Source organism: Amphritea sp., assembly GCF_016744155.1.
In the GTDB taxonomy this organism is placed as follows: domain Bacteria; phylum Pseudomonadota; class Gammaproteobacteria; order Pseudomonadales; family Balneatricaceae; genus Amphritea.
In genome coordinates, this window is record NZ_JADGEW010000038.1 from 1 (window position 1) to 21,442 (window position 21,442).

The 21,442-nt window shown below is 44.8% G+C and carries 19 protein-coding genes and 1 tRNA gene; 13 read left to right on the forward strand and 7 right to left on the reverse strand.

Features of this window, described 5'->3' with window-relative positions; all coding sequences use genetic code 11:
• Positions 1 to 116 precede the first annotated feature (116 nt).
• The gene (locus QZZ54_RS18515) at positions 117 to 1,040 is read right to left on the reverse strand and encodes a histone deacetylase family protein (protein ID WP_290705559.1); all 924 of its coding nucleotides are present in this window, start codon (positions 1,038 to 1,040) and stop codon (positions 117 to 119) included.
• A gap of 310 nt (positions 1,041 to 1,350) precedes the next feature.
• Between QZZ54_RS18515 and QZZ54_RS18520 the strand changes: the two genes are divergently transcribed.
• Together QZZ54_RS18520 and QZZ54_RS18525 are read left to right on the forward strand one after the other, a co-directional pair.
• Positions 1,351 to 2,985 (forward strand): response regulator, encoded by a 1,635-nt coding sequence (locus QZZ54_RS18520; RefSeq protein WP_290705562.1) that lies wholly within the window; start codon positions 1,351 to 1,353, stop codon positions 2,983 to 2,985.
• A gap of 533 nt (positions 2,986 to 3,518) precedes the next feature.
• Positions 3,519 to 3,752: a tautomerase family protein gene (locus QZZ54_RS18525; protein ID WP_290705564.1), complete on the forward strand. Its 234-nt coding sequence runs from the start codon at positions 3,519 to 3,521 to the stop codon at positions 3,750 to 3,752.
• A 122-nt stretch (positions 3,753 to 3,874) separates the two neighbouring features.
• Here the strand turns inward: QZZ54_RS18525 and QZZ54_RS18530 are convergent, their stop codons facing one another.
• On the reverse strand, positions 3,875 to 4,804 hold the full coding sequence (locus QZZ54_RS18530) for a LysR substrate-binding domain-containing protein (RefSeq protein ID WP_290705567.1): 930 nt from the start codon (positions 4,802 to 4,804) through the stop codon (positions 3,875 to 3,877).
• A 175-nt stretch (positions 4,805 to 4,979) separates the two neighbouring features.
• On the opposite strand from QZZ54_RS18530, the gene QZZ54_RS18535 reads away from it, so the two are divergent.
• The 6 genes from QZZ54_RS18535 (at position 4,980) to QZZ54_RS18560 (ending at position 13,174) form a co-directional block, all read left to right on the forward strand.
• Positions 4,980 to 5,933 carry a YCF48-related protein gene (locus QZZ54_RS18535; RefSeq protein ID WP_290705570.1) on the forward strand — a complete coding sequence of 318 codons (954 nt, stop codon included), beginning with the start codon at positions 4,980 to 4,982 and terminating at the stop codon, positions 5,931 to 5,933.
• Between the two features lie 49 nt (positions 5,934 to 5,982).
• Complete coding sequence (locus QZZ54_RS18540; protein WP_290705573.1) at positions 5,983 to 8,418, forward strand: MMPL family transporter; 2,436 nt, start codon at positions 5,983 to 5,985, stop codon at positions 8,416 to 8,418.
• A gap of 23 nt (positions 8,419 to 8,441) precedes the next feature.
• On the forward strand, positions 8,442 to 10,058 hold the full coding sequence (locus QZZ54_RS18545; RefSeq protein ID WP_290705575.1) for a DUF1302 family protein: 1,617 nt from the start codon (positions 8,442 to 8,444) through the stop codon (positions 10,056 to 10,058).
• Between the two features lie 30 nt (positions 10,059 to 10,088).
• A complete protein-coding gene (locus tag QZZ54_RS18550; RefSeq protein ID WP_290705578.1) occupies positions 10,089 to 11,399 on the forward strand; it encodes a DUF1329 domain-containing protein in 1,311 nt (436 codons plus the stop codon).
• A gap of 328 nt (positions 11,400 to 11,727) precedes the next feature.
• Positions 11,728 to 11,907 carry a hypothetical protein gene (locus QZZ54_RS18555; protein WP_290705581.1) on the forward strand — a complete coding sequence of 60 codons (180 nt, stop codon included), beginning with the start codon at positions 11,728 to 11,730 and terminating at the stop codon, positions 11,905 to 11,907.
• Positions 11,908 to 12,208: 301 nt separating this feature from the next.
• A complete protein-coding gene (locus QZZ54_RS18560; protein WP_290705585.1) occupies positions 12,209 to 13,174 on the forward strand; it encodes a sensor domain-containing diguanylate cyclase in 966 nt (321 codons plus the stop codon).
• Between the two features lie 234 nt (positions 13,175 to 13,408).
• Here the strand turns inward: QZZ54_RS18560 and QZZ54_RS18565 are convergent, their stop codons facing one another.
• The 5 genes from QZZ54_RS18565 to flgA all read right to left on the reverse strand — a co-directional run bounded on the left by QZZ54_RS18565 (position 13,409) and on the right by flgA (position 17,678).
• Positions 13,409 to 15,400, reverse strand: a complete 1,992-nt coding sequence (locus tag QZZ54_RS18565; protein WP_290705588.1) for a methyl-accepting chemotaxis protein — start codon at positions 15,398 to 15,400, stop codon at positions 13,409 to 13,411.
• Between the two features lie 409 nt (positions 15,401 to 15,809).
• Positions 15,810 to 15,886, reverse strand: a tRNA-Arg gene (locus tag QZZ54_RS18570).
• A 164-nt stretch (positions 15,887 to 16,050) separates the two neighbouring features.
• The gene (locus tag QZZ54_RS18575; RefSeq protein ID WP_290705591.1) at positions 16,051 to 16,539 is read right to left on the reverse strand and encodes a flagella synthesis protein FlgN; all 489 of its coding nucleotides are present in this window, start codon (positions 16,537 to 16,539) and stop codon (positions 16,051 to 16,053) included.
• 8 nt (positions 16,540 to 16,547) lie between these two features.
• Positions 16,548 to 16,859: a flagellar biosynthesis anti-sigma factor FlgM gene (flgM, locus tag QZZ54_RS18580; protein WP_290705594.1), complete on the reverse strand. Its 312-nt coding sequence runs from the start codon at positions 16,857 to 16,859 to the stop codon at positions 16,548 to 16,550.
• A 117-nt stretch (positions 16,860 to 16,976) separates the two neighbouring features.
• Positions 16,977 to 17,678 (reverse strand): flagellar basal body P-ring formation chaperone FlgA, encoded by a 702-nt coding sequence (flgA, locus tag QZZ54_RS18585; RefSeq protein WP_290705596.1) that lies wholly within the window; start codon positions 17,676 to 17,678, stop codon positions 16,977 to 16,979.
• 69 nt (positions 17,679 to 17,747) lie between these two features.
• Between flgA and QZZ54_RS18590 the strand changes: the two genes are divergently transcribed.
• The 5 genes from QZZ54_RS18590 to QZZ54_RS18610 all read left to right on the forward strand — a co-directional run.
• The gene (locus QZZ54_RS18590; RefSeq protein ID WP_290705599.1) at positions 17,748 to 18,683 is read left to right on the forward strand and encodes a chemotaxis protein; all 936 of its coding nucleotides are present in this window, start codon (positions 17,748 to 17,750) and stop codon (positions 18,681 to 18,683) included.
• Complete coding sequence (locus tag QZZ54_RS18595; protein WP_290705602.1) at positions 18,683 to 19,558, forward strand: protein-glutamate O-methyltransferase CheR; 876 nt, start codon at positions 18,683 to 18,685, stop codon at positions 19,556 to 19,558. Before QZZ54_RS18590 ends, QZZ54_RS18595 begins: the two co-directional genes overlap by 1 nt.
• Before the next feature lie 335 nt (positions 19,559 to 19,893).
• The gene (gene flgB / locus QZZ54_RS18600; protein ID WP_290705605.1) at positions 19,894 to 20,295 is read left to right on the forward strand and encodes a flagellar basal body rod protein FlgB; all 402 of its coding nucleotides are present in this window, start codon (positions 19,894 to 19,896) and stop codon (positions 20,293 to 20,295) included.
• A gap of 2 nt (positions 20,296 to 20,297) precedes the next feature.
• Positions 20,298 to 20,732, forward strand: a complete 435-nt coding sequence (flgC, locus tag QZZ54_RS18605; protein WP_290705608.1) for a flagellar basal body rod protein FlgC — start codon at positions 20,298 to 20,300, stop codon at positions 20,730 to 20,732.
• A gap of 32 nt (positions 20,733 to 20,764) precedes the next feature.
• Positions 20,765 to 21,442 (forward strand): flagellar hook capping FlgD N-terminal domain-containing protein (locus QZZ54_RS18610; protein WP_290705611.1); only part of this gene is annotated, 678 nt, incomplete at its 3' end.

Consider the following 21,442-nt stretch of genomic DNA (forward strand, 5'->3'; position numbering starts at 1 on the left):
AGCAACGAGCAACGAGCAACGAGCAACGAGCAACGAGCAACGAGCAACGAGCAACGAGCAACGAGCAACGAGCAACGAGCAACGAGCAACGAGCAACGCTAAGCGTCGCTCTGCCCTCAATGACCCGCTAGTACTTCTATGTGTGCTTGTACACTAAATGCCAGAGAAACAGGGTTATAACCACCTTCAAGCACAGAAACAATACGACCACCGCAGGTGGTGCGCGCTGCATCCATTAGGAGTTGAGTGGCCCAGCGGTAATCTTCTTCAGTTAGATTCAGGTCGGCCATTGGGTCTTCGTGATGCGCATCAAAGCCTGCTGAGATAAAAAGAATATCCGGTTTATGATTTTGTATAGCGGGGAGCCAGTATTTTTCTAACTGTTCGCGGAATACAGATGCCCGGGTGTGAGCCTCAATTGGACAGTTGACTATATTATCCCGCTGGATATCACAGTAGCGTTCAGGATAGTAGGGATGTTGAAAGGTTGAGCAAACCAAAACTTCCGGCTTATCCTTAAAGATATCGACCGTGCCATTACAGTGATGTACATCGAAATCGACGATGGCCACTCTGTTAACATTTGGCTGTTGTAGGGCGTGCATGGCTCCTATGGCAACGTTGTTGAAAAAACAGAAGCCCATGGCCGCATTATGTTCAGCATGGTGACCTGGCGGACGAACAGCACAAAAGGCATTGTCGACTTTTTCTGAAAGTACCTGGTTGGTTGCCAGAATGCTCGAGCCGGCGGCAAGACTCGCGGCATGAAGAGAGTCCGGGCACAATGCCGTATCTTCATCTGCATAAACGACACCTTCATCAGGCTGTTTCATTTCCAGCCTTTTCTGATGTAAGTTCGCATGGGCCAGTTGAATCTGCTCTGGTGTGACATGCACCGATTCCATCTGCTTAAGCTGATCAATCAATCCTGTTTTTTGCAGAACTTTCTGAATAGCGAGAAGTCGAATCGGGCTTTCTGGGTGTTCTGGCCCCATGTTGTGAAGGCCACAGTCGTGATGGGTAATAAATGCGGTTGTCATATGTGATCAGATTCTTTTATTTTTCTTAAGTTTACTGGATTACTACTCTGCCAGCGCTTATTCAAAAGTTGTAGATAATAGAGAATATACTGTTAAGACCGTTGACATGGATCAGTATCTGTTTGTTAGAAGTCTATATTATGGTTTTCACAGCATAGAACTGTATTTAGCACCGTGTGTTTCACCCTACACCCGGTGCTTTTTTTTGTCTTGAGAAAACTAAGCTCGTTTTGAGATGTTTTTCCTTTCTACTCAGGGGTCTGCCTTTTATACTTGATTTGATATAACTTTTTCAGGATAAGGTTGGCACGTGACCTCTTTTCGCAACAACGCAGGTGAAATACAAGTCGACTATGCAGATAAGCATGTATTGCTTATCGATAGCAGTGGCAATATGCGCTCGACCATTTACTACATGCTGCGCGAATTAGGTATCAACAATGTTAAAGCAATAACGATCAACGACAAAGTGATCCCTCTGATTGCTCAAAGTGATTTTGATGTGATTTTACTGGGACATAATTCGAGTGATAGCGTTACAGGCGTTCAGGTTCTGGAAGAAGCCCGCTACAGAGGCTATGTAAAACCCAGTGCTGCCTGGATCTGTATGACCAGTGATTCATCGCAAGAAGTTATATTACATGCGATAGACAGTCATCCAGATGACATCATTACTAAGCCTTTCTCAATCGAAGAACTCAAATATCGTTTGGATCAGATTATGCGCCGCAAATTAGCGCTTCGTCCTGTTGATCTGGCGATAGAGTCCGGGGCTACAAATCAGGCGCTACAAATTTGCGAAGCTTTGATTGATCGGCAGCATCCGGAATATGACCATCTTCAGAAACTGAGAGGTTCTCTGCTTCTGGGTCTGGGGGATTATGATAAGGCTCGTGAGTTATTGGACGGAATATACTGGGAGTCCAGAGATAAGGAAGCGGGGCTTTATCTCTGTAAGGCATATTGTGGACTAGATGATCTGGCTGCTGCTGAACAGTTGTTACAAGAATTGATTCTTGATAATCCTTTGTTGATTGCTGCCTATGATTTGTTAGCTGAAGTTCATGAGAAAATGGGCGATCTCATACAGGCCAGAGAAACTTTACGATTGGCTACTAATCATGCCCCCCTGGGTATCCCGCGCCAGATGGAACTGGGACGTGTAGCGCTGCAAACAAAAGAGGTTGATCTGGCTAAGGGAGCTTACCGACGATCAATATCCCTGGGTCGGCATAGTTGTTATCGTTCTGCTGACCCCTACCTAAAACTCGCTAACCTTCGTCGAATGGATATTAAGAGTAGTGATGAGATAACCCGTGATCAAATCCATAATGAGATAGACGGCTTACTAATCAGTACGCGCAAGCAGTTTCCTGCGGATACGGAGTCTGAAATCAGGGCCTTTCTTATTCGTAGTCAATTAGCCGAAGAGATGGGTAACCGGAAAGATAAAGAACAGTTTTTAAGAGATGCAAAGCTGATTAATCGACAGTTGGAAAATCCGGTTGATATAGATCGTGAATTACTTGTTTTGTCCGGAGACGCTCTGCCGTTGTTAGAGAAACCTGTACCTAAGGTGGAAGATAAAGCGTCAACTGGAAAGCAGCAAAATCCAGATATGAGTGATAAGGCTAACCGGTTGGGCATTAAGCATTATTTATCAGGAAAATTCGGCCTGGCGATCAAATCTTTTGGTGCCGCCATTGACTTTGATTTTAATAATCATGCCGCGATATTAAACCTTGCTCAGCTGTTTATGGAAACTGCCAGAGATGACTCAGAACGTCGAGAAGGTCGGCTTAAGATGGTTGATCGTTACCTCAATCTGGTAGAGCGTCAGGGTTTGGAAGGTGAATTGAATAATAAGAAAAGGCTTTTGAAAAAATACAGGGGAACGCCAATAGAAGAGCTTCCTCCTTCATCACTTGGGCCGCTATTAAAATAGTTTTATAAGAGTACATCAGCAAGGGAGTTGGCACTTAGCCAGCTCCCTTCAAGGTTGTTATGGCTTAGCCAATCTCGGCATGGGTTAACGCCAGTCACTATATCCCACATAAATATTTCAGTATCGCTTGATCCGTGCTTTGCCAGTAACCACCTGAGGCCTTCGTTCAAGCGTAAGGAGCTTAGATGATTTTTCGCGTCTACTAGTCCGCTTTCAGTATCCGGTTGTTGTTCTTTCCCGAGAGTCCTGCTGTCTTAGATATAACTGCATAGGGATGAACATTCTCAGGTAAAAACATAGGCAAGTTAAATTGCCCTGTTATTTAGGTGATACCTAAAAGGTATTAAGTTTAAATTAAATAGGTATTAGACGGTATTAAGCTGGCTGCATAAACTGGATTTAACAAAAAACAGTACCCGTTAGAAATCTAGATTGGAGAAGCAGCTGTAGCTATTTCTCTCGGTAATAATGTTATTGCCCGCTTCCAGGAACTGGGAAGTATTTATATACGCTTTTGTGAGTAAGGAATTTGTATGCCAATTATTGAAATTCATGTACTGGAAGGGCGCAGCTCTGAAGTTAAAGCGCGTGCAGCCGCCGCGATTACTCAGGCCGCAGCAGAAGGGTTTGGTGTCAGTAAAGATACTGTACGTATCCTTGTGACTGAGCATAAGAAAGATGAGTTTTATGTGGGTGGTCGAGCTGGCCGTGCAACTGATAAGGCAAAAGCCGACCCGGTCGCTGAGAACAAGGATGAAAAAAGTTAAATGTGCTTTGATTCATAAATTACAACGTAAAGAAGTGCTGGGCCTGTTTGAATGGTAGGTGCTGACTCTGAATCAGAAGATCTAACAAGAGCCTATCCGCAAACTAATGTGGTCCGCATATGTTAGAAAAAATTTGATTCAGGATCATCGGTAAGTTTTTCATTTGCCGTGCGGTACTCTATTACAATATCCAGAAAAGCTCTTAGAAGAGGGGATGTATCCTCTTTTCGAAAGATACAGCTAAGATCCACTTCCGTTTCATCTGGTGCTTCGATTAGCGACTTGTAAACTACCCCGGGTATGGTTAAAACTGACGCGGATTTTGGTATCAGACAGGCCCCAAACCCACTGGCTACCAAAGCAATACTGGTTACAGCATCACCGACCTCTTGGGAGATGTTGGGTGTGAATCCTGCCAGCTGGCAGAGTCGAATAGTTTTATCGATAAAGTTTGGTCGATTGCTTGCAGGGAATAAAATCAGCGGAATATCACTGATCTTAGTAAAAGGTATTGCGGGCAGGGAAGCCATAGGGTGGTTGGTGTTGATGGCTAATACTAATTCTTCAATTGCTACCAGTTCTGAGTCGATATCAGGTAGAGGGGCCAATAACCGGTTGAAACCGAGACTAATGCGTTTCTGTCGCAGGGCATTAATCTGTTCGCCTTTACCCATGGTGTGAAGTACAACATTTACCTCGGGATAGCGTTCTTTGAAGGCCAATAGAATCTTTGGAATATCCCCCATTATCCCTGAACCAAATATTGCTATATCTAGCCTGCCGAGTCGTCCCTGCCCCGCTTTTTGAGTTCGCTCAGTGGCCTGTTCTATCAAACCGAAAATATTATTCACTTCTTCTCGGAAGAGTATTCCTGCATCGGTAAGGTCCATCCCCTTGGGGGTTCGGTTGAACAGCTTAACCTCCAGTTCCTCCTCGAGTTGATGTATTTGGCGTGTCAGAGGGGGCTGAGAGATATGCAATATTTTGGCTGCCCGGCCAATATGCTTTTCATCTGCAACGACTTTAAAGTATTTAAGCTTTCGCAAATCCATATTTCTGAGCCTCTGTCTGGCGTCTGTGTACTAGAACTGATGAGGAGAGCTTCTTAATACCTTAAAGGTATTAAGAAGCTATATCAATAGTATTGGATGGTAATGAGTTGTCTGCGCTATTTTGTTTGTTAGGAGTGAGAGTCTCCATAAATTTCGAACAGGTTAGGCGTTGGTAATGTATACAAAAATAATAAATAAAAGAAAGAAAGGGATACTGATCTTCTCCCTTATTACGTTGCTTACTGGTTGTGAGGCTCCTCTTAACCTTGAGGGGGTAGATCAGGAGCGGAACAAGTCTGTGCGTCGTACCGATCAGTTGCTAGGCGTGGCGGTTAGTAAGGACAGCGTTATCGTTGTTGGCTCTGATGGTGTGGTGCTGACCAGTCCTGTTAATGAGTTGAGCTGGCAACGTCAGGAACTGAAGAGTAAACCCAATTTTGTCGATATTGAAACCTGCCCAGACAGCTCGCTGATCGCTTTGAGCATGGAGAGTCAGCTTTGGATCAGTCATGACCAGGGGCAGAGTTGGCAAAGCAGTGATATTCCTACTCAGGAAAGCCTGATTACTGTGACCTGTGGGCCTGACAATAGTTACTGGGCTACGGGCAGCTTCAGCACACTAATGAATAGCCAGGATCAGGGTAAAAGCTGGAATGAGCTAAGCCTGAATGAAGATGCGGCAATTGCTAGTCTGCAGTTCTTAGATAACCAGAATCTGATTGCTACCGGTGAATTTGGCCTGTTAGCCCGTTCTGAAGATGGTGGGCAGAACTGGACTCTACTCGACCCTATCCCCAATGAGTTTTTCCCGATGACCAGCTACTTCAGCGACTCTACGACCGGATGGGTTGCGGGGCTGGGCGGCATTATTCTGACCACCACCGATGGCGGTCTGAGTTGGCAAAAGCAGGCAACTCCTACTGAATCTCCTATTTATAACTTTTACGTATCAGGAAGCCGGCTATTTGCCTTTGGTGACCACGGCACAGTGCTGGAACAACAGAGCGGTAACTGGGTGCGATTGGATACACCAAAAATTCCGGTATATCTGCGTGACGGTAAGCAATTGGATGCCAAAAGGCTGCTGGTCTCAGGTGGCTGGGGTTCTCTGTTTACCGTTGATATCTGAGCTTTTTAGGTCGTCGGCTTAAATAATAATAATTTTTGGAACTATGGATATGTCTGATAAAAAATCTGCACAATCCCATAAGGTTACACATCTGTTACATAACCTGGATGAGCGTATTTTTCATCATCCTAAGGTAGTGCTGGGTCTGATCCTTGCTATTACGTTATTTTTTGCCAGTCAGATTCCTGGCGTGAAAATGTATTCTGATTTCGCCGATCTACTGCCTCAGGAGCACCCATATATTGTCCTGCACAATGAGATCAAAGAGTCCTTCGGCGGTGCAAATGTCGTGGTCGTGGGGGTTGAAGTGGAGTCTGGGGATATCTTCAGTAATGAAGCGCTGGCCCGGATTCATCGCATCACACAAGCCGTTGATAGTCTGCCAGGTATCAACCACAACCTAGTAGCCAGTGTTACTCACCGGAACTCCCGGAAGGTTTGGATGACACCGGAAGGAAACGTTAATTCTAAATCTTACTACGACCCACAGGGTGGTGAAATTAGTGAAGCTGATCTTGAACTGTTGCGTCAGGATATTGTTACTAATCCCCGGGTTTATGGGCCGCTAGTCAGCCCTGATATGAAAATGGCGCTGGTCAAAGCTCAGCTTAATGAAGGTCAGTTGGATTACGCTAAAACCTTCGATGCGATTCAGCAGATGCGCGCTAAAGAAGGGGCTGAGGGTTATAAGATTCATGTTACGGGTCAGCCAATGCTGGTGGGTTGGGCGTATCAGTATCTGGGCCAGATCATCGAGATCTTTATGTTTACCGCGCTGATCATGATCGCGCTGTTGATCTTCTATTTCCGTAAAGCCTATGGCGTATTGATTCCTCTGGCTGCGGTGGTTGTCTCCACTATCTGGGGTATCGGTATTATCTCCCTGTTTGGTTACAACCTGGACCCGCTAGGACTGGTAATTCCGTTCCTTATTTCAGCGCGTGCGATGTCCCATGGTATTCAAATTGTTGAGCGTTATTACCTTGAGCTGAATGAGCACGAAGACCATCACAAGGCTGCAAAACTAACTTTCGAAAATCTGTTCCGGCCCGGCAGCCTGGGTGTGGTATCGGATGCTATTGGTCTGTTATTGATTGCTATCGGGTCTATTCCCTTGAACACCAAGCTGGCCCACTACGCATCGCTTTGGGCTCTGTCGATCATTATTACCGTGTTGCTGGCTGTGCCAATGCTGTTGTCTGTCATGCCTAAGCCGAAAAACTATGAAGTGAAGCACAACCTGTTCCGTAATGTCGGTTACCTCTGTGCTGACCTTATTAGTTCTCGAAAAGCGGCTAAGAATGCGCTGATGATAGGTGCGTTGCTGCTGATTGGAGGCTGGTTCTTCTCTTCAAAGGTAGTGATTGGTGAATCGGAGCCGGGTTCTCCTATCCTCTATCAGAATCATGATTACAACCTTTCATCCGGCGCGATAAACGATAGTTTTCCGGGCTCGGAAGAGCTTTATATTGTCGCTGAAACCAGTGAAAAAGGCGGTATCAAACGACCAGAGGTGCTGACAGCTCTGGCGGATCTTGAACGACATATGTTGCTGGATCCTGAAGTCGGTGGTGCCAAGGGCGTACCTGATCTGATTAAACAGGTTAACCGTTTGCTGCATAACGATGATCCACGTTGGATGCAGATCCCCGGAGATGCTCAGTATGTTGGCGGCCTGATGTTTACTTACATGATGTCCAGCCCGATTCCGGGAGCGCTGAATGAATTTGTCGATACCGATGAGCGGATCGCAAACCTGGTGTTCTTCTATAAGGACCATCAGGGCGAGACCATCCGTCGAGCGATTCACACAGCCAAGCAATGGATTGAAGCAAATGATGGCAAAGTCGAAGGGCTGAAAATACGTCTGGCCGGCGGCACTATCGGTGTTACAGCAGCAATGAATGAAGCGGCTTATGAGACCAATCTTTGGGTGTTGCCATTGGTGTTCCTGCTGATATTCGCCATGGTGATGTTCTTCTACACCTCACTGCAAGCGGGAATGATGATGTTTATGGCGATGATGTTCGCCACCACCCTGACCTATGCCTATATGGGGGTGACAGGGATGGGGATCAATATCAATACGGTGCCTATTATCGCTGTGGGCGTCGGTGTCGGAATTGACTATTCCATCTACATGATGGACCGGATTCGCTCAGAAATGGCTTTGCAGCATGACTTGGGCGCGGCGGTGCGTACTGCGATTCGTACGACCGGTCTGGCAATTAGTTTTACCGCGATTACTTTGATTGCCGGCATCGTGATGTGGGTGATCTTGTCAGATCTTCGCTTCCAGGCGGACGCGGCTTTATTGCTATCTGTGATGGTCATTCTAAATGGTGCTGCTGCGATGTTGCTGGTGCCATCCTGGGTGCTGGTGTTTAAACCGAAATTTATCTGTGCCGCTTATGAAGATGAGGATGGTGTGATTCATGCCGATACTGCGTCTTCAGAGAAAGGCGTAAGTACAACTACTTGTTAAAACTAAACCTGAAGGGGTTAAAAATGTCGAAAACAATAATAACGACAATGAATAAACTGGCCACCGGAGTGGCTATGGGGGTCACAGCTATGTCGCTGGGCTTCAGTGCAACATCTGTTGCGGCTGATACTGAGTGGGCAGGTTTTGTTGAGAATGCTACCTATGTGCGTGATGGCGTCGGGCTATCGAAGTTTAGAAATACGGCACAGGCTGAGTTTTCTAAACCTCTTGAGGCAGACGGCTGGAGTAATGTGTCTATTAACGGCACCTTGCGGGCAACCTATGATGGCGTCTATGACCTGAATGACGAAGAATTTGGTAAAGATGCAACCGAAGACTATCTGGGGGCAAACTGGCACGATCAGGATCTGTCATCGACGATCCTACTACCGGGTACACCGCTTCCTTGTGAAAATGATCCTGCCTTGTGTAAAAATCTGGATGGCTATATGGATCAGGATGAGGATGAAGCCAAACTCCCAGACTTTAACGATCAGCTGGACTTTATTCGTGAGCTATATATCTCTGCCGATAAGCGGTTAGATAATGGCGATATTCTTAACCTTAGCTTCGGTAAGCAGCAAGTTGTTTGGGGTAAGACCGACCTTTTCCGGGTGTTAGATGTTATCAATCCGGTGGATTACTCCCGCCATAATATCTACGACGAGTTGGAAGATATTCGTATTCCTCAATGGATGCTGACAGCTGAATGGCGTATGGGGCCGAATGAAATATTTGATGATTCAAACCTGTCGCTGATATGGAATATTGACCAATTCCGTCCTCATAATTTGGGTACCTGTGGTCAGGCGTATCGTATCGTTGATGCAGGTTGCTTCTTTTCCTCAAGAATTATTGGCGGTGGTCCCTATGTCATCAATGATGTAGTGGATTACGACTGGTCATTGGCAAACACTCAATTTGGTATGAAGTGGGAAGGGGTGTATGGAGATGCGACTTTCTCTCTGAATGCTCTGCACTATCGTCAGCAGTTGCCTTCAATCCATGCATTAGGCGCTCCTGGCTCTAACTTCGGCTTATTCGATATTCATTTCCCTGAGGTAAACCTGGTCGGTGGTTCCATCGATTATTATTCGATGAATCAGGATGCGGTATGGCGTCTTGAGACTTCCTACACACAGGGTGAAGAGCAGCCGCGAGATACTAACGGTTTCAAAGAGACCGATATGTTCCGTTACGTTATTGGCTTTGATAAAAATATATCGATTCCTGAGCTAGGAACCCGTAGTGCCTTTCTGGTATCTACACAGCTGTTTGGCGAACATATTCTTGATCACGAAGTGGATATGCCAAACGAAGAAGATAACTGGATTGCGACACTGCTACTTAAAGGTTTCTACGTTAACAATCGTCTAAGCCCACAGATCATTATCGCCCATGACTTTGGTGCTGATGCAACTGCTATCGCCCCGAGTATTGAGTACCTGGTTGACGATCACTGGAAAGTTAATGTTGGTTTCAACATTAAAGAAGGTGGAGATAAGAAGTTCCCATGGAGTGTTACCGGTGGTGCAGCGGGTGGCGTCCAAACTGAACCACTGTCGCGATTCCTGAATGGCCCTATTGGTGTGGCTAATCAGGAAGATGAATTCCAGATGTCTGTTCGTTACAGCTTCTAAGCGAATATAACTATAAGAAGGTAAATAATTATGTTGAATAAAACGTTTATATCTCTGGCGTTGACTGCCGCGGTATCAACTTCAGCTATCGCTGCGACAGAACAGGATGTGGAAAACTCTTTCTATCCCTATAAAAACGGCGTGCCGTCATTCAATGGGCTGAGTGCGGGTATGACCATTAATCAAGGCAACGTTGAACAGTTCAAAGAAGTACTTGATCCGGCTATGTATGAGTTTATTAAAGCGGGAGATACCGAGGTTAAAGTGGGTGAAACCACCTCTTTTGATCTGCATTCGAGCTACGTAAATGCGACTAAAGCGAATCTGGCTAATGTGAAGCTGGGTGCTAACCCGGGTGAGATTAGTGGTTCAGTGGCGGGCCGTCCATTCCCTGAAGAACCATCATTAGATGACCCTCGAGCAGGTGAAAAACTGGCTTGGAACTATAAGTATGGTTATAACTGGGGTGACTCAGCAGCAATCATGCCGTTCTACTGGAAGTTCCGTAATATGGAAACGGGTAAGCTGGAACGAACTTTGAAGTTCAACTTCCACTTCCTGAATTTCACTCATCGTACGGAACAGGCTCCGACCCCAGCGATAACGCCGAATCCGTCGAATCTGTTCCGGGGTATCTATGTACAGGTACTGGAGCCCTTCGATGTTAAGAATACTCAGCTGCTGATCCAGCGTTTCGAAGATGATCTGAAACGTGACAACGCATACCTGTATCTGGGTTTCCAACGTCGTGTTCGTCGCTTGTCTTCCGGTCAGGTGACTGATTCTTTTCTTGGCTCAGACGTAATGATCGAAGATTTCGAAGGGTATAACGGACGTATCTCCGATATGAAGTGGACCTTCAAAGGGGCCCGCAACATGCTGGTACCAATGTATAACCACAATGAGATGGAACTGGATAGCGAGTCTCATAAGGATGATGAGGGGTATCAGGTTGTTGCATTTGGCGGAAAGGGCAACTGTTTCCCAAATGTGACCTATCAGCTACGTAAAGTTTATGAAGTTGAATCAGCCTCGGTCGACTCGAATCACCCTATTAGTAAGCGTCAGCACTTTATTGATGCGCAGACCTTTACCATCCCACGAAATATTACTTACGATCGCAAGGGTGATATGTGGAAAAGCTGGTCTATAGGCCAGGCGCATCCTGATCATCATCTTCCACAGAATAAAGGCAAGGGTGTTGCAATTGATGATGCCTTTACCATGGTGGATATGCAGGCGCAGCATTGTACTACCGGTCAGTTCAAAGGGATCGTTGATCCTAAGCTGACACCTGAAAGCAAGATGACCGTTCAGAACCTGCGGGCGTCTGGTAAGTAATAGATAATCTTACTGACCTTGTAGCGGGGTATAAGGAAAGCCCCGCTTTTTAAAAGAGAATGAAGCCCTTATCTCTTTATGCGTACTCCTTTGACCATGGATGGTCTTTTTCCATACCTACAGTGAATCCGCCCGGTTATATGACGTGGGTAACTTCCTACCCCTTAGCTTTTTTCGAAAATTCAAATAGCGCTTTAACCCTATAAAAGTACACTCTGCTAGCGTGATTTTATCCCGATAGCGGATGAAGTGGGTAATCAGATTCTTCTGAGAACTTTATGCTGTTAGTATCAGAGCTAAGTTAATCTGTATTTGAAAGGTTTTTGAGATGCTGCTTCATAATCGCAATATAATTCGTGTCGCTAAAGATAAGAGCGTTGCCAACTGCATAATATTAAAAATGTGTTACGACTATGCCGTGGTAAAATATGAAGACAAAGAATATCGCATTTCTTACGACGTGATAGATGAAGTTGTTGGGCATGAATTGCTTGTCAGTATCGAATAATATGCCGTATTCAGGTTAGCTGACTGTATCTACTATTTGTCAGTTAACAGAAATCTCGTCAGTAGCTTCAGCCGAAGCCAATTAATTCTTCCCAGCCCTGCGTTAGTCCTTTTCGACACTCTAGATTAAGATGAGTTTTCCAGGAAACTGTATAAAGTGAGTGCTAATTTTGCTTTAAGGGACGACGGACGCCTTATATTCTTTCATTAAAATTCATGCTTAAATAAAAATTGGACTAAAAAATCAAAATTTTCGAATACTCATTTTTGTATTCGAAGTTGTAGTTTGAATGAGAGCTATTGTGTCTGAGTCAAAAAATGAGCTAAATGGTATAAGTATCAGTGATCTACTTGATAACATTCCTATTCCTGCTTTTATTATCAATAAGCATCACGTTATCACCCATTGGAACGCGTCTCTCGAGATGGCTTCTGGTTTAAGTGCCAATGAAATAGTCGGTACTCAGGATCAGTGGCGGCCTTTCTACAAGAGTCAAAGACCGACGATGGCAGACCTTATTGTCGATGAGGTGCAAACGTCTGAGCTTGATCAGTTCTACGCCGCAAAATACCACCCATCAGATGTTCTCCAGGGAGCATTTATGGCTGAGGATTTCTTTCCAGATATAGGAAAGGGCGGTGAGTGGTTATCCTTTACCGCTTCCCCAATAAAAGATGCAAAAGGCGAGCTTGTTGGCGCTATTGAAACGCTGGTGGTTATCACTGACCGGAAGAAAGCTGAGTTTGAGTTAACAGAGAGTGAGAAACTCTATCGTGAACTTAGTCAGATTGATGATTTAACTCAGTTGTATAACTCCAGACATTTCTATAGTGAACTTGAAAAAGAGCTTGAAAGGGCTCGCCGCTATAAGCAGCCTCTATCCCTTTGTATGCTTGATCTGGACTGTTTTAAGCGTTTAAACGATAACTTCGGGCACCCGTTTGGCGATCAGGTGTTGAAAAAGCTAGGGCTTTTAATCAAATTGCATTTACGGTCTGTAGATAGCGCATATCGCTATGGTGGTGAGGAGTTCGCCATCATAATGCCGCAAGCAAAGCTAAAGGATGCGTTCACTGCAATCGAGCGGCTTCGATTAGAATTTTCAGAACTGGATTTTAGAACTACCGCAGGCCAAACGGTTAATGTAAGTCTGAGTGCCGGGCTCGTGAGTGCTGAAAGTAACGATAGCAAATTGTCTTTGGTATCTAACGCCGATAAGGCGCTCTATAGAGCTAAAGGCAGCGGTAAAAACCGAACTAGTTTCTAACCGGTTAGGTTCTTCTATGTTAAATTAGTTTTCTTCCAGAGTAGAAAGTCGCAAGTCGTTATTATTGTTATTCGTTTCTAGAAAACTATATGCCTCAGGCTTTACGTCCTTTGTGACGTTGTTTTAACCTGATAGAGCACTTGCTACGGAAACTACATTAAGTCCTTTTTCTCAGGATCTGTATCCCGTTTTGACGGCATACAGATGCCTAAGCCTAACAACTACTTAAAACCTTCAACCAATTTTGAATGACCCTGATAAGGACTGTAACTGACAAGCTAACTCTGCTTGCTCTTGTGCAGCCATTACAATCTGGCTGCCGCCCTCAATGCCATGAACTGCTAGTACGCTTATGTTCTTTGTGTTTTCTGCCATTTCGCTAGCTACTGAAACCTGCTCTTCTGCAGCGGTGGCAATTTGAAGGCACATATTGTTAATAAGGGTAATTTGCTCTTGAATTATATTTAGCTTTTGTTCTATCTGGTGAGTTTGGTCGACGGAGTTACTCGCATCTTTTGCACATAACTCCATGGTGCTTGATACGACTTCAGCACTGCTTTGGAAGTTACCCACTATCCTTTCAATATCTGCGGTTGAGCTCTGGGTCCTTTTAGCCAAGGAGCGCACTTCATCTGCAACGACAGCAAATCCACGTCCTTGCTCACCTGCTCTAGCTGCTTCAATAGCGGCATTCAAAGCCAATAAATTAGTTTGCTCCGCCACACTTTTAATAACATCAACTACTGCAGAAATTTCGCTACTATCATTTTTTAGCTGAACAATTGCGCTACTTGCCTTTTCCATATCATTTGCCAGATGATTGATGCTTTCGACGGTCTTCATAATTAGAATCACACCATCACTGGTAAGGCTATCTACATGGCTAGCCGCTTCAGATGTTCTCATGGTACTGGTTGCAACTTCATGAGCGGTTGCAGACATTTCCTCTGTCGCACTCGCTACTATAATTGTTTCATCACGCTGCCGATCAAGGCTTTGTAAGTTACTCGCGACAGTGGTCGATGTTTCTTCAGCTACAGCCGCCAACTGTATGCTGCCTTTATCTATATCTTTTATGGCGGCTTCAAATGTTGTCATCATACTGTTGAAATGTTCAGCGCTATTACCTAATTCATCTTTCGTAATGATGTCTGCACGAACCGATAAATTCTTCGTCTGTCCCGCTTCATCAATAGCAGAAACGAGAGTCTTTAATTGGGAGGTTAACAATTTAACCGTATAGCCTGCCAATCCAATGACTAAAATAATAGTAATAAGGGTGGTGCTTACAGAATTTATAATTGAATTATTCGCCGAGGATTTCTGAGCATATGTCAGTTCTAATAGATCCTTCGATAGTCGATCTTCTACAATTTTTAATTGGTTAATCCGCTCTGTAGCCCGCTGGAACCATTTTGCAGCGTCAATACCAAAATCACCTGTAGATGCATGTTTGAATGCAATTTCTCGCATTTCTTCTACCTGTTTTACAGCGTCGTGGTTCATGCTCAGAGAATAGAATTGCTGTTGTTCAGGGGTTGTCATGATGGAAAAGTTGCTTAAGTAGGTAGATTGTTCAGTGACCAGTTGGATAAATCGTTGATACATTCCAGGTGCAAACTGATTTGCTACAAAGGTTCCACTCAGTACTGCTCTTTCTATACCCGCCCGCTCTTTACCTTGCAAAAAGTTGTAATAAGCTTGTAGTTGATTTGCAAGCATTCCATTTTCAGCTAAGCCTGCTACTTTGGAGCTAACTGATAGCAAAAGCCCATTAAGATTAGTGTAATAGCTCAGGGCTGCTTTCAGCGTGATCTCCTGGCGATCTACCTGGCTCCTGATTTTTCCTAATCGGGCCAATTGAGTATCAATATTTCTCAGAATTCCCTCGACATCGCCACTACCACCAGACGAAGACTGAAGGGAGCTAGTTCTTGAGTCGGAGACCTGGGTGGTTTTATTTCTCTGCTTAAGAAGAAGGTCACCAAATTTAATGCCTTTCGAACTAAGAAATCCGGCAGTTACGCCGCGCTCTTTTTGAAGCTCATGCACTAACAGGCTATTTTGAGCACTAAGCTTAACTAGAGGCTCAATGGTCACAGCGCTTGCTCTCTGATTGGATCCTTCCAAAATATTCATACTGGCAAAAGCGACGAGACCGATTAAAGCCGGTAATAGGATTAATAATATTTTTTGTCTGAACATTAGACGCTTAATGAGGTTCATGACTTAGTTCCATTCAATTTAGAGCTCTAGTAGGTCAAATGATGAATAGTTTTCAGGATTGAATCTTACCAGAATGGGGTAACTATCTGCTTGATATTGGGCAATAACGAACAAATAGCAGGGCTTCTACGAAAAATTAAGGAGTATACAATAAGTCCCTATCGGGCCAAAGTTTCAGCATGATTATTAGCGAGGCAACACTCTGGAGTTTCAGTTAAGTTATTTGGCTTTTTAGCAGAGAAAGAGCGGCGCCGCTAGCGCATAGATAAATTTCTAGTTCAAATGAAAAATCTTGTTCTCTGGTCAAGGCTTGAAGCGTTTGTAATAGTTACGAATTGAGGAGGGTAAATGCCGATGACTCTCAGGGCGATGATTTATTACCCGTAATGGACTGATCGCTACCGTTGTATGGTGAGGATAGAGGGATTTGAACCCCCGACCTGCCCCTTAGGAGGGGGCCGCTCTATCCAGCTGAGCTATATCCCCATACAAGTGTTGATGCCTCTATGAATGCACTAGATTATGTACATATAAGAACCCCTGTCCAAACTTTAGGATGGCTCTATTCAATCCGGTTGAATTACGGGGAGGCAGCGGGGTGAATTCTACTTGTTCTTAGGCATTAGGTCACGGGGATAACGTAAAAAAAATCAGGCTTTACCCAGACTATTTTGCGCGGAGTAATTACCTTTCTCTCCGCTCTGATCGTAGAGAGTGTTTTTCTGATTTTGGCCCCTGAGGATGCTTAAAAGCTGCTCCAGGTTTCTGCTATTTCGCGTGATAATGAGCTCGTTACGCTTATTTTTGTCATTCACTTGCAGCAGTACTTTTTCTAGTTCATTCCAGAGCGTTGAGAAAGCAATGGCATCAGTTTCATTGAGTTCTGCTTTAAAAGCTTGGAGGCCTGCTTTGTCAGGGGTTATCCCTGCCGAGATGAAAAGCTGATTACGAGTCTGATTGTTTTCTTCTAGTTGTTGCAGTGCTTCAGTTTTCTGTTCTACCAGTGCCTGTAGCTGCTCAAGGTTGCGCTGCTGCAGCGCTTGATATTCCTGATCTAGAAGGTTTTTCAATGTACCAAGAAAAACAACGCCCTGAGAGGTCAGGGCATTGATGTGTTCGAGTGGCGGTAGCTGTGTCACGGCGGCGCTTAGTCCAGCAAGCTTTCTAGCTGGAAAAGATTTCGTGCTGTGCTTTCGTAATCGATCTGGTAACTTCCATCATCGATAGCTGCTTTCAACTCAGCAACTTTCTCTGCGTTAACAGAGATGCCTTCTTCTACCAGCTGTTCAGCGCTTTTCTGAACGGCCTGAGCGGCATCACTCAGACTTACGCCAGTGGAAGCTATTTCGCTTTCTGGAGATTTCTGTAGTTTGCTCTCGGCGGCAGGCTGATCACTTACCTTGGCACGAGAGTTAGCCGCTTGTGTAGTCGACGATAAACCCGTGATATCAATAACCATTTTCTGGTCCTCATGCTGTTCTTAATACAGCTATCGGCGCGTAGATAGAAAACTTTAACTGTTTCTAAATAAATATAAGCCCATTATAGCAGCACAATTACCCACCTGCGAGAGCCTCTAGTGACGGGAGACTGATATGATTCCTCTGCTTTTCACATAGCCCCGAATTGTCTTGCCAGAACGAGTGTTTGTGACTGAAATCTGCTCTCCCAAAGATCCATTTTGTTTGGCTGTTCCGGTCATTCTAATCGACATAGCACCTTTGTTTGCTTCAATATAAACCAGATCTCCTTTTCGGATCAGCAATTTCTTTTCAACCAGAGATGGAGATATTACCTGGTTGGACGCGATAGCGCGTTTTATCTCTCTGCCTACTAGTTCTGCAGGGTCGCTGAAGTAGGGGGAGGTTAGACGTTTCAAATCGAACTCTCTGAGATAGGTGTCCGAATCCCCCAAAATGGTGCCTTTGCTTAATGCACGGCTGGAAACAACAATCTGTTGCCACTGTTCGACGGTGGCTGAGATAAAAATAGTCCAGGCAGGGCGGCTGCAGATCGCTTTAACCGAAACGCGGGGTGAGCTGCCAGGTGCATGGACAAAGGATATTGGTGCTTCGCATCGACGATTCTCCAGAGTGGCTGGCAGTGGCTTTACGTTGATAACGGTTCGGGCTAACGGATTAATAACCTGGTACTGGTTAATAAGGTGTTGATGGGCTTTTTGAGTGGTAGAATCGAGATTGACGGCCAGCGCGCTCTTTACTGGCAGCGCTAACATGGCTATAAGTGTGATTATTATGGTGGTTTTGTTTTTTTTCACGGTAAATCCGGAAGTTTCCATTGCCGGTGAATTTAGCAATGTCTAGTAACGCTTAGTACAGAGAGCATCATGTCAGGTATAAACAGTACTGTAAACCAACGCACTAACATGGCGGGACAGAACCGTCTTGAGCTCCTTTTGTTCGGACTTAATGATGACCAGGAATATGGCATCAACGTTTTTAAGGTTCGAGAGGTTTTGCCTTGTCCAAATCTGACAGCTATCCCTAAGCAAACTACTGCGTTGAAAGGCTTGGCTCATATTCGTGGTGAGACAATACCTGTTATTGACCTTTCGCAAGCTATCGGCGGCGTGCCGGTGGATGCTGATGATCGCCAAAACTGTTTTCTGATAGTGTCGGAATATAATCGACGGGTTCTGGCGTTTCTGGTGCGCAATGTTGATCGTATTTTGCCTGCTAAGTGGGATCAGGTGAGCCCTCCACCCATAGAGACGAATGAAAAAAATTATCTCACAGCTGTAGTGCAGTATGAGAAAGGGTTGATTGAAATTCTCGATGTAGAGCAGGTGTTAGCCGACCTTATTCCTGTCAATACGGATGTAACGTCGACGACAATAACTAAAGCTGACAGAGAAAATGCGTCGAAATATCATATACTGGTTGTAGATGACTCGAGCGTTGCCCGGACACAGGTTAAAAAAGCGCTGGAAAGCTTGAATATTAAAGTGACGACTGCGAATAATGGTCAAGCAGCATTAGATGTACTGACTCAACTGGCGGATAAAAACCATAAAGTTAAAGATATTTTTCTGATGGTGATTTCTGATATCGAGATGCCTGAAATGGATGGCTATACTTTGGTTAAGAAGATTCGAGAAGATAGCCGTCTAAAGCCATTGTTTGTGATATTGCATAGCTCTTTGAGTGGCCGCTTTAACCTGGCAATGGTTAAGCGAGTTGGAGCTGATTCCTTTATCGGTAAATTCAATCCGGATGAACTGGCTGAGGCGGTCGTAGATAGAATCAATGCCGTTGAGGCTTGATGTGTTCTACGCTGTATGGAGACAACACGCTGAACGCGAATAGAGTAACAATAACAGAACAAGAGTTTGACCGTTTTTGCCAGTTTCTTGAACAGGCTTGTGGAATTCTGCTGGCAAAACATAAGCAGTACCTGGTAGAAAGTCGTCTGAGTAAAATTCTGATTGAGGGCGAATACGGATCATTAGGGCGTCTTGTCGATAGCCTCATTCTTCCTGGTAACAGTGGCCTGAAAGAACAAGTCATTAATGCAATGACGACCAACGAAACCCTCTGGTTTCGTGATATTCATCCCTATGAAATACTGAAAAATAAGTTGTTACCTGAATTAGTATCATCTGCTTCCTCCGGTCAGCGTCTCAAAATTTGGTCAGCGGCCTGCTCAACCGGCCAAGAGCCCTACTCAATCAGTATGGTATTGGATGAGTTTAAGTCAGCGAATCCTGGTGCGTTCAGATTGGGAGAGGAGATTACAGCAACGGATATTTGTACCCGTGTACTGGATCAGGCGCGTCAGGCTGAGTATGAAATGTTAGCGCTTGGGCGAGGTTTGTCTCAGGATCGATTGAAAAAGTTTTTTGAACCCGGAAAAAGTGAAGCCTGGACGCTGATGTCCAAAATTAAAAGCCGGGTGCGTTTTCGAGAATTAAACCTGTTGGGTTCATATGCGGGTATAGGTCCTTGCGATATTGTATTTTGTCGTAATGTTTTGATCTATTTTTCAACCGAGCGGAAGCGTGAGATTCTGACAAAAATTCATAAAACGCTTAAGCCAGGCGGGTATCTTCTTTTGGGTGCCTCTGAGTCGATTGCGGAACTGAATGACCTTTTTGAAATGGTCCATTGTCGGCCTGGTATTATTTATAAAGCAAAATAAAGAACGCGCATTTGGCGCGTTTTTTTATAGCCGTAGCATGTCGTTCTAAACACTCTTCATACATCCGTTCTGATGTTTATTAGATACAATTCGACGCCATGCAATATTTTTAATTGAACATCCTTTCTAAGTATTCAGGTATTGGTCCTCAGTGGCTTTCCATCTTATTTCTTTATTGCCGCCCTCTCTTTTACGTTGCCGCTTTGCCGCTATTATCCGGATAACGATTGCCGCCCTATTCGTCTGGTGTTTATAAGTATATGTATTTAAAGGGAAACTATGTTTTGGTACTGCTTTTGCATTATATCGTTCAAAGGAAAATTTGAGGCAGGACGATGGCAATAAGCTTTGATAAGGCACTTGGAGTTCATGAGCAGGCAGTTGGCTTGCGGATTCAGCGTGCTGAAATTCTGGCTAATAATATTGCTAACAGTGATACCCCTAATTACAAAGCGCGCGATATTGATTTCAAGAGCGTTTTGCAAGGGGCTCAAAGTGGACAACAACCGCTTAAGATGACGCATACCGATGATGCTCATAACAGCGGTCTGATCAGTTCAGACTTTTCTGCAGAGATGATGTATCGCGTTCCCAATCAGCCAAGTATCGATGGTAACACGGTGAATATGCAGGAAGAGATGGCTCGATACACTGAGAATGCTGTGGATTATCAGGCGTCATTTCAGTTCCTGAGTAAAAAGTTTAAAGGTTTAAGCAACGCAATTAAGGGTGAGTAACTATGTCTCTGGGTAACGTTTTTGATATTGCTGGTTCCGCGATGAGCGCACAAAGTGTGCGTTTGAACACTACTGCCAGCAATATGGCGAATGCCGAGAGCGTAAGTAGCAGTGAGGGTGAAACCTATCGTGCGCGCAAACCTGTTTTTGAGTTGAAGCGGATGGAAAACCTCCAGCCAGGTGGTATGCCTTTGGGTGTGCAGGCGGGCCAGGGAGTAAATGTGGCGGGTATTGTTGAAAGTGATGCTCCTCTGCGCCAGGAATATAACCCGGACCATCCGATGGCGGATGAAAAGGGTTATGTTTATTACCCTAATGTAAATGTTGTTGAAGAGATGGCGGATATGATCTCAGCGTCACGTTCTTTTCAGATTAATGCTGAGATCATGAATACTGCAAAACAGATGATGCAGCGAGCGCTGACCCTAGGCCAGTAAGCTCTGGGAGTGTTTGATATGAGGTGTATGTTATGAGTGTTGATAACGTCAACAATACACAATCGGTCTTTGATCAGATTAATGCCAATAATAAGGCGGGGTCTACCTCTTCTTCTGCGGAAAGTAGCAGTAGCGCAGATAGTGAGATGTTTATGAAGCTGATGATTGCGCAGCTTCAAAACCAGGACCCGACCAGCCCGGCAGATACAACGTCCTTTATGCAGCAGATCTCCAGCATGAGTACGGTTGAGAGTATCAATAAGCTGAATAGTACCGTCGAAGGTATGTCTTCTTCGCTGCTGTCCAGCCAGGCGGCTTTGCAGGCGTCTTCGCTGGTGGGGCAGACGGTGTATGCCAAAACTGACCAGGGCGTTGTGGGTGCGTCAAAAGAGATTAACGGTGTAATTGAGTTACCTGTCAGTTCCCCTGATCTAAGGGTGACTATCTATGATTCGAAAGGTGATCAGGTCGAACAATTCAGTATGGGAGCCCAGAATGTAGGTGACCATAGCTTTAAGTGGAATGCTGGCGACCGGCCTGAAGGAAGTTACCGCGTGGTAGCTGAAGCCCAGGTTGATGGTGAATATCAGCTGGCAGCAAGTTATATAGGCTACAACGTAAATAGCGTTACTTTGGGACAAAACGGCATCGGTATGAAAGTGAATACGGATGCAGGTGCAGTGTCACTTAGTGATATTAAACAGATAGGG

What these genes read in the sequence shown, in the direction of transcription:
- QZZ54_RS18540 (WP_290705573.1), top strand. Translation starts at nt 5,983, where the DNA reads ATGTCTGATAAAAAATCTGCACAATCCCATAAGGTTACACATCTGTTA.
- QZZ54_RS18535 (WP_290705570.1), top strand. Translation starts at nt 4,980, where the DNA reads ATGTATACAAAAATAATAAATAAAAGAAAGAAAGGGATACTGATCTTC.
- flgB (WP_290705605.1), top strand. Translation starts at nt 19,894, where the DNA reads ATGGCAATAAGCTTTGATAAGGCACTTGGAGTTCATGAGCAGGCAGTT.
- QZZ54_RS18565 (WP_290705588.1), bottom strand. Translation starts at nt 15,400, where the DNA reads ATGAACCTCATTAAGCGTCTAATGTTCAGACAAAAAATATTATTAATC.
- QZZ54_RS18555 (WP_290705581.1), top strand. Translation starts at nt 11,728, where the DNA reads ATGCTGCTTCATAATCGCAATATAATTCGTGTCGCTAAAGATAAGAGC.
- flgM (WP_290705594.1), bottom strand. Translation starts at nt 16,859, where the DNA reads ATGGTTATTGATATCACGGGTTTATCGTCGACTACACAAGCGGCTAAC.
- QZZ54_RS18545 (WP_290705575.1), top strand. Translation starts at nt 8,442, where the DNA reads ATGTCGAAAACAATAATAACGACAATGAATAAACTGGCCACCGGAGTG.
- QZZ54_RS18530 (WP_290705567.1), bottom strand. Translation starts at nt 4,804, where the DNA reads ATGGATTTGCGAAAGCTTAAATACTTTAAAGTCGTTGCAGATGAAAAG.
- QZZ54_RS18515 (WP_290705559.1), bottom strand. Translation starts at nt 1,040, where the DNA reads ATGACAACCGCATTTATTACCCATCACGACTGTGGCCTTCACAACATG.
- QZZ54_RS18590 (WP_290705599.1), top strand. Translation starts at nt 17,748, where the DNA reads ATGTCAGGTATAAACAGTACTGTAAACCAACGCACTAACATGGCGGGA.
- QZZ54_RS18525 (WP_290705564.1), top strand. Translation starts at nt 3,519, where the DNA reads ATGCCAATTATTGAAATTCATGTACTGGAAGGGCGCAGCTCTGAAGTT.
- flgC (WP_290705608.1), top strand. Translation starts at nt 20,298, where the DNA reads ATGTCTCTGGGTAACGTTTTTGATATTGCTGGTTCCGCGATGAGCGCA.
- QZZ54_RS18550 (WP_290705578.1), top strand. Translation starts at nt 10,089, where the DNA reads ATGTTGAATAAAACGTTTATATCTCTGGCGTTGACTGCCGCGGTATCA.
- QZZ54_RS18595 (WP_290705602.1), top strand. Translation starts at nt 18,683, where the DNA reads ATGTGTTCTACGCTGTATGGAGACAACACGCTGAACGCGAATAGAGTA.